15 protein-coding genes and 2 pseudogenes are annotated in these 16298 nt (G+C 69.7%); 10 read left to right on the top strand and 7 right to left on the bottom strand.

Going from position 1 to position 16298, the window contains the following annotated elements; genetic code table 11:
* Nucleotides 1–121: 121 nt before the first annotated feature.
* Nucleotides 122–964, bottom strand: a complete 843-nt coding sequence (locus tag PV419_RS00085; RefSeq protein WP_319685522.1) for a SpdA protein — start codon at nt 962–964, stop codon at nt 122–124.
* Nucleotides 965–1296: 332 nt separating this feature from the next.
* On the opposite strand from PV419_RS00085, the gene PV419_RS00080 reads away from it, so the two are divergent.
* Nucleotides 1297–2397 (top strand): PP2C family protein-serine/threonine phosphatase, encoded by a 1101-nt coding sequence (locus PV419_RS00080; RefSeq protein ID WP_319685521.1) that lies wholly within the window; start codon nt 1297–1299, stop codon nt 2395–2397.
* Between the two features lie 268 nt (nt 2398–2665).
* Nucleotides 2666–4693: a SpoIIE family protein phosphatase gene (locus PV419_RS00075; protein WP_319686174.1), complete on the top strand. Its 2028-nt coding sequence runs from the start codon at nt 2666–2668 to the stop codon at nt 4691–4693.
* Between the two features lie 27 nt (nt 4694–4720).
* Here PV419_RS00075 and PV419_RS00070 read toward each other — a convergent pair whose 3' ends face one another.
* The 3 genes from PV419_RS00070 to PV419_RS00060 all read right to left on the bottom strand — a co-directional run bounded on the left by PV419_RS00070 (nt 4721) and on the right by PV419_RS00060 (nt 7208).
* Nucleotides 4721–5212, bottom strand: a complete 492-nt coding sequence (locus tag PV419_RS00070; protein ID WP_319685520.1) for a MarR family winged helix-turn-helix transcriptional regulator — start codon at nt 5210–5212, stop codon at nt 4721–4723.
* A gap of 84 nt (nt 5213–5296) precedes the next feature.
* Nucleotides 5297–6217: a nitroreductase/quinone reductase family protein gene (locus PV419_RS00065; RefSeq protein ID WP_319685519.1), complete on the bottom strand. Its 921-nt coding sequence runs from the start codon at nt 6215–6217 to the stop codon at nt 5297–5299.
* The gene (locus tag PV419_RS00060) at nt 6204–7208 is read right to left on the bottom strand and encodes a zinc-binding alcohol dehydrogenase family protein (protein WP_319686173.1); all 1005 of its coding nucleotides are present in this window, start codon (nt 7206–7208) and stop codon (nt 6204–6206) included. Before PV419_RS00060 ends, PV419_RS00065 begins: the two co-directional genes overlap by 14 nt.
* A gap of 218 nt (nt 7209–7426) precedes the next feature.
* On the opposite strand from PV419_RS00060, the gene PV419_RS00055 reads away from it, so the two are divergent.
* The 3 genes from PV419_RS00055 to crcB are packed head-to-tail and all read left to right on the top strand — an operon-like array spanning nt 7427 to nt 8645.
* The gene (locus PV419_RS00055; RefSeq protein ID WP_319685518.1) at nt 7427–7930 is read left to right on the top strand and encodes a CrcB family protein; all 504 of its coding nucleotides are present in this window, start codon (nt 7427–7429) and stop codon (nt 7928–7930) included.
* On the top strand, nt 7927–8274 hold the full coding sequence (locus PV419_RS00050; RefSeq protein ID WP_319685517.1) for a DUF190 domain-containing protein: 348 nt from the start codon (nt 7927–7929) through the stop codon (nt 8272–8274). The genes PV419_RS00055 and PV419_RS00050 overlap by 4 nt, the downstream gene beginning before the upstream one ends.
* On the top strand, nt 8271–8645 hold the full coding sequence (gene crcB / locus PV419_RS00045; RefSeq protein ID WP_319685516.1) for a fluoride efflux transporter CrcB: 375 nt from the start codon (nt 8271–8273) through the stop codon (nt 8643–8645). Before PV419_RS00050 ends, crcB begins: the two co-directional genes overlap by 4 nt.
* Before the next feature lie 40 nt (nt 8646–8685).
* Here crcB and PV419_RS00040 read toward each other — a convergent pair whose 3' ends face one another.
* Nucleotides 8686–9627: a LysR family transcriptional regulator gene (locus PV419_RS00040; RefSeq protein WP_319685515.1), complete on the bottom strand. Its 942-nt coding sequence runs from the start codon at nt 9625–9627 to the stop codon at nt 8686–8688.
* A gap of 83 nt (nt 9628–9710) precedes the next feature.
* On the opposite strand from PV419_RS00040, the gene PV419_RS00035 reads away from it, so the two are divergent.
* From PV419_RS00035 to PV419_RS00025, 3 genes are all read left to right on the top strand, one after another.
* Nucleotides 9711–10475: a succinate dehydrogenase gene (locus PV419_RS00035; RefSeq protein ID WP_319685514.1), complete on the top strand. Its 765-nt coding sequence runs from the start codon at nt 9711–9713 to the stop codon at nt 10473–10475.
* 6 nt (nt 10476–10481) lie between these two features.
* A complete protein-coding gene (locus PV419_RS00030; protein WP_319685513.1) occupies nt 10482–12428 on the top strand; it encodes a fumarate reductase/succinate dehydrogenase flavoprotein subunit in 1947 nt (648 codons plus the stop codon).
* Between the two features lie 325 nt (nt 12429–12753).
* Nucleotides 12754–13509: a succinate dehydrogenase/fumarate reductase iron-sulfur subunit gene (locus PV419_RS00025; protein WP_319685512.1), complete on the top strand. Its 756-nt coding sequence runs from the start codon at nt 12754–12756 to the stop codon at nt 13507–13509.
* A 180-nt stretch (nt 13510–13689) separates the two neighbouring features.
* Here the strand turns inward: PV419_RS00025 and PV419_RS00020 are convergent.
* A pseudogene (locus tag PV419_RS00020) lies at nt 13690–14153 on the bottom strand (transposase); the annotation flags it as partial.
* A gap of 134 nt (nt 14154–14287) precedes the next feature.
* Between PV419_RS00020 and PV419_RS00015 the strand changes: the two are divergent.
* Together PV419_RS00015 and PV419_RS00010 are read left to right on the top strand one after the other, a co-directional pair.
* Nucleotides 14288–14872: a hypothetical protein gene (locus tag PV419_RS00015; RefSeq protein ID WP_319685511.1), complete on the top strand. Its 585-nt coding sequence runs from the start codon at nt 14288–14290 to the stop codon at nt 14870–14872.
* Between the two features lie 138 nt (nt 14873–15010).
* Nucleotides 15011–15623 (top strand): annotated as a pseudogene (locus tag PV419_RS00010) (SUKH-4 family immunity protein).
* Between the two features lie 139 nt (nt 15624–15762).
* Here PV419_RS00010 and PV419_RS00005 read toward each other — a convergent pair.
* Nucleotides 15763–16125, bottom strand: a complete 363-nt coding sequence (locus PV419_RS00005; RefSeq protein ID WP_319685510.1) for a hypothetical protein — start codon at nt 16123–16125, stop codon at nt 15763–15765.
* Between the last annotated feature and the right edge of the window lie 173 nt (nt 16126–16298).

Below are 16298 nucleotides of genomic sequence, written 5' to 3'. Positions count from 1 at the left end.
TCCCTACCCTGCCATGGCGCCGAACGACGCGAATCCATCTCCGCTCAATGCCTTCGAAGATGGTCGCGTCACCACGTGGGGCATCAAGAAAGATCTCCTCGCACAGCACCGTGCGGAAGACTCACTCATCTGCCAGGCCTTCCTCGCCTGCACCATCGGCCTGACGGCAAGACTGAGCGATCGAAGGGCCGGCCCCGACAGATGACGACTCGACCGCCAGATAATCGGTCCTCGTCGAACGCACGGTGGCCACCAGCATCCGGGACCTGGCCGCCCCGACGCGCAGCCTCTTCCGTAGCGTCTCAGCCGAGATCGGCCGTTGATACGTCTCCCAATGCCACGCATCTTCCGCCAGCGCACGCTCAAGAAGATCGTCCCCGCCAGGCCTGAGCCGACTTTGCTGATCATCTTCGTCTAAGGCGTACGGTTGTTCGACGTTACCCCTCTCCCGATCAGTTATCTGCGCAGCGTGTACCACGGGGCTCTCCTGGACCTCCGCCTCATGTGACGGCTCACCCCCGGCACCACTGATGGCCTGGAGAAGACCTGGCCCCACCTCTGCCCAACCGATCAGCAGCAACGGCCCAACCGCGTCGAAAGCGGCTTTGCCGTTCTGACCGGCCAGCAGCGGGTCCGTCAGGTTCAGTGCCAAGCTCATCAGGCTGGAGAAGACCAACAACCGGCGCGCCGGTCGGAGCTGCTCCCGACTCGCGCCTTGCAGAGCCAGATACCGCGTACCCAGCAGCAACCCCAGCACAGAAAGATCCACCGCCGGGGCTACCAGGGGCGCCACCCACGGCGGCACGCCCAACCGCAACGCCAGAGTCCACACATTGCCAAAGCCGAACAAGAACGTCAGCCCCACCACCGCCGCCATGATCCCCGTCACCGCCCGAAGCGTGACCACCCGCTCGAAAGCAGCCCCCGCCCCGCCACTGGCATGTGCCGGCCCCTCGCCATTCATCGGCCCGCTCCGCCCCGCGCGACGGGTTCGAAGCTGCCCTTGATCACCAGCCTGCCGGACAGATTCTGCAGGTAAGTGGGGTCATCCTTCTGTGTGGTGCCCTGCCGGGGGCGCTTTCCACCTCCTCCTCTACGCACGTAGAAGACGAGGTATCTTCCCAGCTCAGCGCCGGTACGGCCCAGAAACAGAGAAGCCGGACCCGCACCCTCGGGAGAGAGCACAGGTCCGGCTGTGCTCCATGGGCTCCGGCCGTTCGGGCGATCGTCTGAGTGACGCTTTCCAGGGCAGCGTGCGAGCCTGGAGAAGCTGGCGGTGAAAGTAAGGAGTGCACCGTGCAGGCCAGGCTTGGCAGAGACAGGGGCGTGTTCGCCGCGCTTGTGGCCTATGCCGCCCTGATCGGCACACTGGACGCGGTCACAGCCGATGCTGCGGTGCGCCTGGCGCCTTTCGCGGTGCTCGCCCCGCTGGCCGCCGCGGCGCTGCTCAGCCTCCGCATGGACGCTGCCGTGTGCGGGCTGTACCTGGTGCTTACCTGCCTTAACTACAGCCTGTTGACCCCGGGCATCAGTACTGGCAACCGAGTCGTCATCTGTACCTCCGCGCTGGCCGTGTGCGGGGTGAGCCTCATGGTCTGCCGGATGCGCCTGGGACGCGAGGAGCGCATCAAGCGTCTGAGACTGACGGCAGGGGCGGCCCAGCGGTTGCTGCTGCGGTCGTTGCCACTGCTGACCGGCGATGTCACGGCGGACGGCTTCTACGAGGCGGCCGAGCGCGAGGCGACGGTCGGCGGGGACATCTACGAGGTGCTGTGGACTCCCTACGGTACGCGGATGGTGATCGGAGACGTCCGGGGCAAGGGCCTCCCGGCGATCGGCGCGAGCGCGGCGGTGCTGACCGCATTCCGCGAGAGCGCCTTCCGGGAGCCAGACCTGCGGACCGTCGTGGAGCGCATGGAAGAGGGGCTGCTGCGGTGGGAGAACGTGTCTGCCCGTGAGCCGGAAGAGGAATTCGTCACCGCTCTGGTAGCGGAGACACTGGGTCGGGACATGCGTGTGATCGACTGCGGGCACGTCCCCCCGTTCATACTCGCCGATGGCCGCGCCACGGAGGCCCGCTTCGAGGAGCCCGGCCTGCCGCTGGGGCTGGCCGACCTCGCGCCCACGCCTCGGCGATGGCAGGACCTCAAGGTCCCCAGCGGCGGCCGGGTGCTGCTGTGCACGGACGGGATCATCGAGGCGCGAAGCCCGCAGGCTGAGTACTACCCGCTGGCCGAGCGACTGGGCGCGTGGGCGGAGCTGCCCACAGGCGAACTGCTGGAGCGGCTGCACGAGGACCTGAGCAAGCATGTCGGCGGAGTGCTCACCGACGACGCGGCCGTGCTCGTGGTCCAGCGCCGAGGAATCAAGGCGTCTTTGTGGTCCAAGAGCGCTTGAGCCAAAGCACCCCGCGGGTGGTGCGGCGCTTCCGCCGACCCAAACGGTCGTGGGTCCGCTTTCGGCTGCATCTGCCTGCCCATGTTCCGGTGACGCCGATATCCGGACGATAGTGGGTACTGAACAGGTGAGGGACGGTCCGGCAAGGGCTGGGCTCGTCCCCAGGTTTGGAAATGGCACCTCGTCCGGTGTCAGACGCGGGCGTATGTGTCCAGCGGGTCGCGAGTTCACTACCTAGGAGTCGGTCTCAGTGAACGTAGAGCGCCCTATGCGCGTGCTGGAAAAAAGCCGGGCAGTCGTGTCCGCCCTGGTGGCACCTTTGCTTGTTGCTCTGGCGCTGGTGCCGTTCCGGACCACCTTCCCCAGCAACGACGCGGCTCTCGTCATGGTCCTGGTGGTGGTGGCTGTGGCCGCCCAGGGGGACCGCATCGCAGGCCTGGTCGCGGCGGTCTCGGCCACCGTCTGGTTCGACTTCTTCCTGATAAGCCCATGGTTCACACTCTCCATGACAAGCGCCGAGGACCGCTGGACGATCCTCCTCCTGCTCGTCATCGGTGCCGCTGTCTCGGAACTGGCCATCCGCGGCCGCCGCCAACGGGAGCTGGCTCAGGCGGCTCATGGCCGCCTGGAGCTGCTGCATGACGCGAGCATGACCCTGGGTGCCAGCCTCGATGTGGAGCGGACCGCGCAGGAGCTGGCGGGGGTAGCGGTGCCCCGGTTCGCGGATTTCGTCACCGTGGACCTGGCGGAGCCCGTCCTGCGCGGAGAGGAGCCGACGGTCGACGGGGCGGACATGCGCCGGGTGGCCGTCGCGGGCATCCAGGAGAACCACCCGTTCCACCCGAAGGGCACGGTGATCACATCCACCGTATTCGCTCCGCAGGCCCGCAGCCTCCTCCGCAGTGGACAGGCGAGGATCGAGCGCGACCTACGAGCCTCCGTCGCATGGCGGTCTCTGGTCCCGGATCACGCCGGGCCGGTGCTGAGCTACGGCATCCACTCTCTGATCACGGCTCCGCTTTGGGCACGGGGCGTGCCGCTGGGGATCGTCAGCTTCTGGCGTGCGGGGAAATCCGGAGCTTTCGAGAAGAGGGACCTGCCCGACGCCGAGGAGATGGCCGCCAAGTCCGCCGTGGCCACCGACAACGCGCGTCGCTACACCCGTGAGCGGACCACCGCGCTCGCTCTGCAGCGGAGTCTGCTGCCGCAGCAGCTGCCCAGACAGACGGCAGTGGAGGTGGCCTTCCGCTATCTGCCGGCAGACTCGCAGGTCGGCGTGGGTGGTGACTGGTTCGACGTGATCCCGCTCTCCGGCAGCCGGGTCGCCCTCGTCGTCGGAGATGTCGTCGGCCATGGCGTCAACGCGTCCGCCACCATGGGACGGCTGCGCACCGCCGTACGTACCCTGGCCGACGTCGACCTGCCGCCCGACGAGCTCCTCACCCATCTCGACGACGTGGTCATCCGCCTCACCGGTCATGAGGAGCTCGGCACCGCGGAAGGCGATGTCGCGGCGTCCGGCGAGCTTGGAGCGACCTGCCTGTATGCGATCTACGATCCGGTCTCCCGGCGCTGCGCGCTGGCCTCGGCCGGCCATCCGCTGCCCACCCTCAGCACTCCCGACGGGACTGTGGAAAATGTCTCCGGGTTCATAGGTCCACCCCTCGGGCTGGGTGGCCTGCCCTTCGAGACCGTAGAGCTGGCCCTGCCCGTGGGCAGCGTGCTCGCCCTCCACTCCGACGGCCTCGTCAAGTCCCGTGATCGCGACTTCGACGAGGGCCTGGACTCGTTGCGCGACGCGCTGGCGGTGCGGACACCATCGCTGGACGCCGCCTGCGACATGGTCATCAACAGGTTGGTGACCGATCGCCCCGCCGACGACGTCGCCCTGCTCCTCGCCCGCACCCATGCCCTCTCCTCCGACCGGGTCGCCAGCTGGGACATCCCCGCTGACCCGTCCTCTGTCGAACGCGCCCGGAAGGTGGCCGTCGAACAGCTCGACACATGGGGACTGGAATATGCGACGTTCGCCACCGAGCTCCTGGTCAGCGAGCTGGTCACCAACGCTATCCGCTACGGCGACTCCCCGATCCAGTTGCGGCTGATCCGCGACACCACGCTGATATGCGAGGTTTCCGACGCCAGCAGCACCGCGCCGCATCTGCGCCGGGCCCGGGTCTACGACGAGGGCGGCCGGGGCCTGCTCCTGGTCTCCCAGCTCAGCCAGAACTGGGGTACCCGGCATGCCACCGTCGGAAAGACCATCTGGTGCGAGCAGAACCTATCGGCGGGCTGATCTCCGGACACCCCGCCTCGCATGCGCTCAGTCGGCCGGGCCGGAGACCTCGCGCTCGTACGTCTCGATCGTCCGGACGAACATGGCGCGCTGCTCGGGGGTGAGCGAGTCGAAGGCCGCGCGCCAGGCGTTCGCGCCGTGGGCGAGCCAGGTGTCGATGGCCGAGCGGGTCTCCTCGTCCTCCGTGATGGCGACGATGGTGCGCCTGCGGTCGTCGGGGTCGGTGCGGCGCTCCAGGACCCCCTGCCGGTTGAGGTCGCTGACCATCAGGCTGACCGTCGTGGGGGCGACCTCCAGCCGGGCGGCCAGCTCGTTGACCGGCATCGGGCCGTCGAACAGCAGGTAGGACAGCAGCGACAGATGCCTGGGGGCCAGGTTGAAGGAGCGCAGCGGCTCCGGGATCCTGGTGCGCTTGAGCCGGGCGGCGACGCGCGGCATCAGCAGCAGCATGGCCCGGATCGCCTGGTCCGAGCTCAGGGCGGACTCCGGACCGGACCGCGGCTCACGCTCCGCCGACATGTCTCTCGACCCCCTCATGGCTCGCGCCGTCGCCTTCCCGGCAAAGCTATCCCGAGGCGCGCGCCGCCACGCACGGCAGGGTCGTCACGACGGGAGGGACACCTCCAGGGCGGGCAGCAGGTGCTGCTCCTCATAGGCGAAGTGCTCCTCCAGGCCCGAGACCAGCCGGTCCAGCTCGGCGCGGAGCTCGGCCACGCCGACGGGGTCACCGGGCAGTTCCCCGGTGAGCAGGGTCTCGAACTCCTCCAGGGCCCGCTCCACCACCTCGTGCTCCTGGCGCAGCCGCGTGATGGCCGGGGCCAGATGCGGGAACTGCTGCCCGAAGGCGGTGAACGAGCCGTCCTCCCTGATGTGGTGGGTCTGCAGCGCGTAGCAGAAGGTCAGGCAATGGCGGCGCAGCTGCCCCGCCAGGTCGGTCCCTGAGCGGCCGTCGGCGCCGGCCTTTGAGGACTCCGGCGCCGGCTTGCCCTCCTCCCCCGCCAGTACCCGGTCGATCTCCGCGCGGATGCGGTGGAGCTCGGCGCGCAGATCGTTGTGGTGGCTGACCAGCTGCCGGCCGATCATCCGGTTGCGCTCCGGGTTGTGCGCGCCGAGGTCCAGGAGGTGGAGGGCGACGACCGGTGTCGTCCGCTCGGTCCGCTCCGCGTAGGCGCGGAAGGCCGGGTCGCGTGAGCACCGCAGCTCCCAGGAGCGATCGCGCTCCTCGCCGTCCAGCACCACCGCCCGCGCCGCGAACGGCTTGACGGCCCCCTCCTCGGTGCCGAGTTCCACGGTGAGGTGCGGATCGGCCAGCAGGTTGTGGTACCAGTGCGGGTACTTGGGGCCGTCGGGGCCGAAGACCAGATAGCGGTTCCCGTCGCGCAGATACACGGCGGGGGTCGTATGGGGCTTGCCGGTCCTGACGCCGACCGTGGTCAGCAGGATCAGACGGGCCCCTTCGAACCTACCGCCCACTTTTCCGTTGTTGGCCCGGAATTCTTCGATGACGTGCCTATTGAGGTCCATAGGAGCCCTCCATCGTCAGCACCGCGACCCCGTGCACCCGGTCGGCCGCCAGGTCGTCCAGCGCGGCGTCCGCCTGCTCGAACGGATACGGCGTCACGGCGACCCGGAGCCGGTGGGCCGCCGCCGCGTTCAGGAACTCCCGGCCGTCCTCCCGGGTGTTCGCCGTGACGCTGCGCAGGGTGCGCTCGCGGAAGAGATGCCGCTCGTAGTCCAGGGGCGGGGTGTCCGAGAGATAGATCCCGGCGACGCTCAGGGTGCCGCCGCCGTCCAGCGCCTCCAGGGCCACCGGCACCAGATCCCCGACCGGCGCGAAAAGGATCGCCGCGTCCAGCGGCTCGGGCGGCCGGTCGTACGCGTCGCCCGCGGAGGCCGCGCCGAGCTCCAGCGCGAGCGCGCGCGCCGCCGCCGAGCGGGTCAGGACATGGACCACCGCGCCGCGGCCGATCGCGACCTGGGCCGTGAGGTGCGCCGACCCTCCGAAGCCGTAGATCCCGAGCCGGCCGCCCGGCGGCAGCTCGGCGCGGCGCAGCGCCCGATAGCCGATGATTCCGGCGCACAGCAGCGGGGCGAGTTCCTCGTCGGCGTAGCCGCCGGGCAGTTCGTACGCGTAGGCGGCGGGGACCGTGGCGTACTCGGCGTAGCCGCCGTCCGCGTCCCAACCGGTGTACTCCGACGACGGGCACAGGTTCTCCCGGCCCCTCAGGCAGTAGCGGCAGCGGCCGCAGGTCCGGCGCAGCCAGGGGATCCCCACCCGGGTCCCGGCCGGGGGCCCCTCGGCCGCCGGGCCCGCCGCGACCACCTCCCCGACCGCCTCGTGGCCGGGGACGACGGGGGTCCTGTGCGGCGGCAGGTCGCCGTCGCGTACGTGCAGATCGGTGCGGCACACTCCGCAGGCCCGGATCCGTACCAGCAGCTCGTCCGCGGCGGGGCGCGGCACCGGCAGCTCCACCCGGTCGAGCCGGCCCGGGGCCCGTACCACCCATGCCCGCATCCCCTCTGGAATGTCCGGGATGCCTGTTTCATCCTGCGCCACCGGGGCACCGTACTGCCGCGGCGGCACGGGGATGCGGAGGCGCGCGTTCCAGGCGCGTCAGCGGGTCCGGAACGCCGTGGTGGGCACCCCGTGGTGGGCACCCCGCGGTGGCGCCCCGTGGTGGCGCCCCGTGGTGGCGCCCCGTGGTCCGAGGGGCACCCCGTAATCTGAGGCCCATGGGCAGCTCACGGTCTCCGCTGGCGGAGCAGGTCACCGGCCCCGGCGCCACCCCGCCCGTGCGCCGCGGCTCCTGGCGCGGGCAGGGCCCGGTGGTCTGCGTAGTGGCGGTCGGCGGAGCTGCCGGGGCGGCCGCGCGCTACGGGATGGCGCTGCTGTGGCCGACCCCGGCGGGCGCGTTCCCGTGGACCACGTTCGTGGTCAACGCCGTCGGCTGTGCGCTCATCGGCGTGTTCCTGGTGCTGATCACCGAGGTGTGGGCGGCCCACCGGCTGGTGCGGCCGTTCTTCGGGACGGGGGTGCTGGGCGGGTTCACCACCTTCTCGACCTACGCCGTGGACATCGAGCGCCTGGTCGACGGGGGTCACCCGGTCACCGGGGCGGTCTGTCTGGCGGCCACCCCGCTGGCGGCGCTGGCGGCCGTGTGGGCCGCGGTGGCGGCGACACGGCGCACCGTCGGGGTGTTCGGGGCGCGCGGCGCGGACGGCGGGAACGGGCGATGAGCGGCCTGCGGCTGACCGTCTTCGTCAGCGAGAGCGACACCTGGCACCACAGGCCCCTGTTCGCGGAGATCGTGCACCGCGCCCACCGCGCGGGGCTGGCGGGCGCGAGCGTCTTCCGCGGGATCGAGGGGTTCGGCTCGTCGTCGGTCGTCCATACCTCGCGGCTGCTGTCGCTGAGCGAGGATCTGCCCGTCGCGATTGTGATCGTGGATACGGAGGAGCGGGTGCGGGCCTTCCTGCCCGGGCTGGAGGAGATCGTCGGCGAGGGACTGGTCGTGCTCGACCCGGTCGAGGTGATCCGGTTGCCGGGCCGGGGCGAGGACAGCGGCGAGGAGGCTCGATGAACTGGCTGTTGGTGGTGGCCGGCGGCATGGTGGGCGCGCCACTGCGCTATCTGACCGACCGCGCGGTGCAGGCCAGGCACGATTCGGTGTTCCCCTGGGGCACCTTCACGGTCAATGTCGCGGGCTGTCTGGTGCTGGGCCTGCTCACCGGAGCCACCACCGCGGGAGCCGCCTCCTCGCAGCTGCAGCTGCTGCTGGGCACCGGGCTGTGCGGGGCGCTGACCACGTACTCGACGTTCTCGTACGAGACGCTGCGACTGGCCGAGGAAGGCGCCCGGCTCTTCGCGATCGTGAACGTCGTGGTGAGTGTGGCAACCGGACTCGGCGCCGCCTTCGCCGGTGCGGCGCTGGCCCGGGCCCTGTGGGGCTGAACACCGGGTCGATCAGTCGGGACACCGAGCGCCCCGTCGATCAGCCGGGAGCGATCGGCAGCAACCTGGTGCCCGGGGTCAGCTCCTCCCCCGCCCTCGCCGAGCGCAGATGCTCCAGCAGCACCCGGCTCAGCTCCCGCGCCGCCCGCGGCGGCGCGACGTCCTTGCGGTGCGCGACCGAGATGGTGCGCCGCATGCCGCGGCCCGCGAAGGGCGTGGCCCGCAGCCCCGACCGCGCGGCCACCATTCCCGGGATCACGGCGATCCCCAGCCCGGCCCGTACGAAGCCGAGCACCGCGTCCATCTCCCCGCCCTCGACGGAGAACGAGGGCTCGAAGCCGGCCGCCCGGCAGGCCGAGGTGGTGAACTCCCGCAGGTCATAGCCGCGCCGGAACATCACGAGCGGCTGGTCCCGCAGATCTTCGACACGGATGTGGCGGCGCCTGACGGGCGGCGGGGACGCGGGCGAGGAGGCCACGACCAGCTCTTCGCGCAGCAGCTCGGTGGTGGCCAGCGCCGGGGCCTGTCCGGCCAGCGGGGTGATGATCAGCGCGAGGTCCAGCTCGCCCGCGGCCAGGGTGCGCACCAGGTCCTGCGAGCCGCCCTCGTCCACGATCAGCTCGATGCCCGGGAACTCGTCGTGGAAGCGGCGCAGCACATCGGGGACGAGGCTGGCGCACAGGCTCGGCGGGGCGCCGAGCCGGACCCGGCCGCGCCGCAGCTGGGCGACCTCCTGCACCTCGCGGCGCGCGGTCTCGGTGTCGGCGAGGATCTGCCGGGCCAGCGGGAGCAGGGCCTCGCCCGCGTCGGTGAGGGCGATGTTGCCGCGGGCGCGGTGGAACAGATCGGCGCCCAGCTCCCGCTCCAGGGTGCGGATCTGCTGGGACAGCGACGGCTGGGCGACATGCAGGATCTCCGCCGCGCGCGTGAAATGGCGAGTATCGGCCACGGTGGCGAAATAGCGCAGCTGCTGCAGTCTCACTCAGGCATGATAGCTACTGGCTATGGAATCGAGCCATACCATGTCTTGGACGAATCACAAAGCGTTCCTTAGCGTCTTGTCACATGGCACTGGCGACGCGGACGGACCCTGAGCGGGCCGCCCAGAAGGGGCCGCGACAGCGGCCGGAACCGCCACGGAAGCCCGCGCGGAGCCTGTCCCTCATCGGCTCCGTGTGGCGCTCGACCGTCGGCAAGAAAGCGGTGATGGCCGTCACCGGGCTGATCATGCTGGCCTATCTGGCGGCCCATATGTTCGGCAATCTGAAGATCTTCTTCGGCCCCGGCGAGTTCAACCACTACGCGCACTGGCTGCGCACCCTCGGCGAGCCCGCGCTGCACTACGAGTGGGCCCTGTGGCTGATCCGGGTGGCGCTGGTGGCCTCGGTGGTGCTGCACGGCGTGGCCGCGTACCAGCTCAGCCGCCGCGATCTGGCCGCGCGGCCGCAGAAGTACGCGCGCCGCAGGAAGAAGGCGAGCTACGCCACGCGGACCATGCGCTGGGGCGGGGTGATCCTCGGCCTGTTCATCGTCTGGCACATCCTGGACCTGACCACGCTCACCGTGAACGAGCGCGCCGAGCCCGGCCATCCGTACCAGAACGTGGTGGCGACCTTCTCGACCTGGTACGGCAACACCATCTACATCGTGGCGATGCTGGCCCTCGGCGCGCACATCCGGCACGGCCTGTGGAGCGCCGCCCAGACCCTGGGCGCCGGCCGCCCGCACCGCGACCGCGCCCTCAAGATCGCCTCGACGGCCGTGGCGGTCGTCCTGGCCGGCGGGTTCGTCGCCGTGCCCATCGGCGTCATGACCGGAGTAGTGAGCTGAGCTGACATGAGCACCTATACGGAGTACACGACCGGCGAGCCGATCACCGACGCCAAGGCCCCGGACGGCCCCATCGAGGAGCGCTGGGACCGCCGCCGCTTCGAGGCGAAGCTGGTCAACCCCGCCAACCGCCGCAAGTACACCGTCATCGTGGTCGGCACGGGCCTGGCGGGCGGCGCGGCCGGGGCGACGCTGGCCGAGCAGGGCTACCACGTGGTGCAGTTCTGCTACCAGGACTCGCCCCGGCGGGCCCACTCGATCGCGGCCCAGGGCGGCATCAACGCGGCCAAGAACTACCGCAACGACGGCGACTCCATCCGCCGGCTCTTCTACGACACCGTCAAGGGCGGCGACTTCCGCGCCCGCGAGTCCAACGTTCACCGCCTCGCCCAGGTCTCGGTGGAGATCATCGACCAGTGCGTGGCCCAGGGCGTTCCGTTCGCCCGCGAGTACGGCGGCCTGCTGGACACCCGCTCCTTCGGCGGCGTCCAGGTCTCCCGCACCTTCTACGCCCGCGGCCAGACCGGGCAGCAGCTGCTGCTCGGCGCGTACCAGGCGCTGGAGCGGCAGATCGCGGCAAACAACATCGACATGCATCCCCGCACCGAGATGCTCGACCTGATCGTCATCGACGGCCGGGCCCGCGGCATCGTGGCCCGCGACCTGATCAGCGGCGAGATCTCCACCTACTTCGCCGACGCCGTCGTCCTGGCCTCCGGCGGCTACGGCAACGTCTTCTACCTGTCGACGAACGCCAAGAACAGCAACGCCACGGCCATCTGGCGGGCGCACCGGCGCGGCGCGTACTTCGCCAACCCCTGCTTCACCCAGATCCACCCCACCTGCATCCCGCGCTCCGGCGACCACCAGTCCAAGCTGACCCTGATGAGCGAGTCGCTGCGCAACGACGGCCGCATCTGGGTGCCCAAGGCCAAGGGCGACACCCGTCCGCCGGCCGAGATACCCGAGGACGAGCGCGACTACTACCTGGAGCGGATCTATCCGGCCTTCGGCAACCTGGTGCCCCGCGACATCGCCTCCCGCGCCGCGAAGAACGTGTGCGACGAGGGGCGCGGGGTGGGCCCGGGCGGCCAGGGCGTCTATCTGGACTTCGCCGACGCGATCGCCCGGATGGGCCGCAAGGCGGTGTCCGAGAAGTACGGCAACCTCTTCGAGATGTACGAGCGGATCACCGCCGAGGACCCGTACCGGGTGCCCATGCGCATCTACCCGGCCATCCACTACACGATGGGCGGCCTGTGGGTCGACTACGACCTGCAGACCACCGTGCCCGGCCTGTTCGCGATCGGCGAGGCCAACTTCTCCGACCACGGCGCCAACCGGCTCGGCGCCTCCGCGCTGATGCAGGGCCTGGCCGACGGCTACTTCGTCCTCCCCTCCACCATCAACGATTACCTGGCCCGGCATCCGCACGGCGAGGTCGACCCCGGCCACCCGGCAGTCACCGAGGCGGTCTCGGAGGTGACGGACCGCCTGACGCGGCTGCTGGGCAACGACGGCGACCGCACCCCCGACTCCTTCCACCGCGAGCTCGGTGAACTGCTCTGGGACGAGTGCGGCATGGCCCGTACCGACACCGGGCTGCGCAAGGCGCTCGACCGCATCCCGGCGCTCCGCGAGGAGTTCTGGCGGCGGATCAAGGTCCCGGGCACCGGCGAGGAGCTCAACCAGGCGCTGGAGAAGGCCAATCGCGTCGTCGACTATCTGGAGCTCGCCGAGCTGATGTGCCTGGACGCGCTGCACCGCGGCGAGTCGTGCGGCGGCCACTTCCGCGAGGAGAGCCAGACGCCCGACGGCGAGGCGGCCCGCGACGACGAGGCGTTCGCTTACGTGGGCGCTTGGGAATTCACCGGCAAGGGCAAATCCCCCATTCTCCATAAAGAGCGGCTGATATTCGAATATGTTCGTCCCACCCAGCGGAGTTACGCGTAACGGGTTCTTCCGCCTGTGGGTGGGGGTCGTCTTCAGCTGTGCGCTGAGACCCGCCGCTACCAGCACCAGCCATCACGTACAAGGAGGTGACCTTGATGGCTACGTTCCGCGAAGTCATGTAGCCGTGGACGGATTTGGTCCGGGGCAGGTGCAGACGGGGGAAGCCATATCGATCGGGGCGGGTACCTACACCACCCGCCCCGAAGCACACAATTCTGACCCGATAGAGCAATAGCGGCGATGCGGCTGTGCCCCGTGTCGCACGCCCCAAGGCTGTATTTACCTCTCTGTCTCAAGCCAAGGGATCATACGCAAGGAGATTCCGATGAAGCTCACCCTGCGGATCTGGCGCCAGCACGGCCCCGAGGAGCCGGGCGCCATGACCGCGTACGAAGTCGACGGCATCTCGCCCGAGATGTCCTTCCTGGAGATGCTGGACACCCTTAACGAGGAGCTGATCCTGCGCGGTGAGGAGCCCGTGGCCTTCGACCACGACTGCCGCGAGGGCATCTGCGGCGCGTGCGGCATGGTCATCAACGGCCAGGCGCACGGTCCCGAGCGCACCACCACCTGCCAGCTGCACATGCGGCACTTCTCCGACGGTGACACGATCGACGTCGAGCCGTGGCGCGCCGCTGCCTTCCCCGTGGTCAAGGACCTGGTCGTGGACCGTTCGGCCTTCGACCGGATCATCGGCTCCGGCGGCTACGTCTCCGCGCCGACCGGCAGCGCCCCGGACGCCCACGCCACTCCGGTGCCCAAGCCGGTCGCCGACACAGCCTTCGAGCACGCCGAGTGCATCGGCTGTGGGGCCTGCGTGGCGGCCTGCCCCAACGGCTCGGCAATGCTCTTCACCTCCGCCAAGGTCGTCCATCTGAACGTGCTGCCGCAGGGACAGCCCGAGCGCGAGTCGCGGGTGCTGGACATGGTCGGCGCGATGGACGAGGAGGGCTTCGGCGGCTGCACCAACACCGGGGAGTGCGCGGTGGCCTGCCCCAAGGGGATCCCGCTGCAGTCCATCTCCATGATGAACCGGGAGTTCCTGCGAGCGAGCGTCAAAGGCAGCCGGCACGGCCGCTGACCGTACGAGGTGGCGCACTGTTCCGTAGGGTCGCCGGGCCACTGTCGACACCGGCCACGCCGGGTGGGGGCGCGGGCTGCGGCTGCGGGCGCCGAACGGGACACAGTTCGACGTCCCCGACTCGGTGAGCAATGGGTGCACGGGCCGGACAGTGCGGGTGTGGGCGGAGGTGCCGAACCCCCGGCGGACCCGGGCTTGATGGATGGGGAGTGCACCGGTGTTGTCGATCCACACGGACCGGGTGGTCAGCCGGGGGTGGATGCGGTCCCAGGCCATCACGCGGGCTGTTCCGTACCGGTCGGTGACCTGCACCGTCGCCGCGTCCGGATCGCCCCAGGTCTCCGGTTCGGCAAAGCGGAACTCCTTGCCGCGCTTCGGAGGGCGCCCGCCTTGCGGCGGTGAGATTTACGGCACCGGGACCGGCTTGCGCATCCCCCGGTCGTGCGCATCCGGCGTCCGGCCCGATTCGAGCGCTGCGACGAAAAAGTAAGGCCAGCCGGGCACGTACTGGTCCGAGGAACGGCCGCTGCGGCCGTAGACGTGGCAGAACAGACGGTCCGCGCTGGTCGGCGCGTCCGGAAACGGAGCCAGTGACTGACGTTGACCGCGAGGACCAGGCGCCCGCCAGCGGACTCCGTGCGCGGTCAGGCAGTCGAATAAGTCGTCCCGGAAGCATGACGCTTCCGCGAACGCTTCTCTGGGACAGGTGTCAGGCAGAGACTCATGCTGATCAGTAAGCGGTGGCCGTCGTGGGGTCTTCTTGGAGAGACTCCTGGGCATGCCTGACAACTCGCTGTTCGTCGCTGGCCTCACAGGTGTGGCGGCGATCGCGGCCAGCTCGCTGGCGAGCTGGCTGACCAGCAGGGGCAACGCCCACGCTGCTCGGATCCAGGTCGATGCGACTACTGAAGCGCAGCGACGCGAAGGAACCCGTCAGACTCGACGGGCCGCATACCTGGGCCTCATTGAGCAGGCCCAGGGCATCGCTGACGGACTCCGGGGAGTCGACGGTCTCTCGAGCACCGAGTGTGAAGCCGCCTTGACCGCCCACCGCGACCGGCATCGGCGGTTGCGTCGGGGGGTGACACTGATTGACCTGGAAGGCCCGTCCGCAGTCCAAGTCGCAGCATCGAATTTGTTGATCATGTCGGGCGCCCTCGCCACTGCTCTAGCGGCCATAGTCGAGAACGCCGGCCGGGAGAACCGCGATGAGTTCCAAGAGACGTTGCGTGCCCACATTCGGCTGATCACGCCCGAGCACGCCGTTTCTGATAGCGGCGCACCGCACTGGACCGACTGGTCGTTCAGGGGGTCATGCTGCTCGCCGGTCGAAAAGTGGAACTCCTCGCCCTCGGACAAATAGTTCGTTCCGCAAAAGGTGGTGAGCGGGCAAGGCGGAATCGGAGTCGCCGGAAGCACCTCGATCCGCAACGATGTTGTTGTGACCACTTCCATCCACGGAGAGTCCGACGGCGCCCGTGCCGCCGCCGAGGCTCCGGCAGTGCTTTTCGACGTCACCCGCAGGGAGCTCGTCGACATCTTCGGCAAGGACCGGATCGCAACCGTGCCCGCCACCGCCTTCCCGCCCGCCGCCGCGGACACCGAGGGCGCCCGCCTCCTGCAGACCGTCGGCGTCCCCACCGGGACGCTCCTGCTGCGTCAGCCCGACGAGGACGACGGCCTGCTGTCCCTCGTCCAGGACGTCGTCTACATCGAGGACTTCGAGGACGCCGCGGAGGGCGCGGGTGACTGGCCCGTTATCGGCTGGCTGCTCAACGCACACCTCGCCCTCGACCCCGTATCCGGCAAGGTGCACGCCTTCGACCCCGACGAGGAGGCCGTGGTCGAACTCCACACGGACGTCTCCTCCCTCGTCCAGGTCACCCTCCGGCTCCAGCGCCTGCTCGAGGAGTTCACCTTCAGCAGCGACGAGGACGAGGAGGAAGCCGACTTCGAGCGCCTGGAAGGCGAGGTCGATCGCATCCGTGAGGAGACGAGCAGCATCGACCCACTCCCGTTCCAGGACGGCGAGACCGTCTGGTCGGTAGTGAGCGATGAGATCGCCATGGGTCAGCGCTTCAAGGGGCAACAGCCCAGGAGTCCGCTCGCTCTAGGGTGATCGCCGGCCGATGCCGCCCACGAACCGTGTGGTCTGCGCGGTGCGCGGACCACCTTCCTGCGGACCGGTCTCCTCCTCGACCTGCCCGACCAACTCGTCGCCGCCGCCCGCGCGTCGCCCAAGCCGGCCGCGGCTTAACCCTCGGCTGGGACCCTGACCTCGGGCTCGATCAGGCCATCGCTCTGCTTGGCCTGACGTGTCGGCGTACCAGCGGTGGTCAGGGCAAGGAGGCCATCAGCCGGTTGCGGCACGCCAGCGAACAGGGACCGGTGCTTGTGGGGCCGGTTGATATCGGCTTGCTCACGCACCAGCCGTGGTCGGCCGGCGCCGCCAACGGCAATGATCACTGGGTTGTGGTGCTCGACGCCGACGACCAGCGGGTCATGTTCCACGATCCCGACGGCTTTCCCTTCGCCACCTTGTCTATGGACGATTTTCTCGCGGCATGGCGTGCGGAGCAGGTCGAATGCGCCGGCCCCTTCACCATGCGCAGTCACCTTCTCGGCCGTGAACGGCCGAGCTTGTACGCTCGGTCGTTCGCACCTCGTCGCGCTCCCGACTGCCCTCTACAACAGGACGGTCACGGGTCGCATCCACCCAGCCCCCGACAGGTGTCAGGGGGCCGGTGCGGGTGCGGTGACAAACACCCACGCCGGGCGTGCGCGATCGC

The organism is Streptomyces sp. ME19-01-6 (genome assembly GCF_033793745.1).
Lineage (GTDB): Bacteria > Actinomycetota > Actinomycetes > Streptomycetales > Streptomycetaceae > Streptomyces.
The sequence above is the reverse complement of the archived record's forward strand: the minus strand, read 5'-3'. Positions and strand labels throughout refer to the sequence as shown.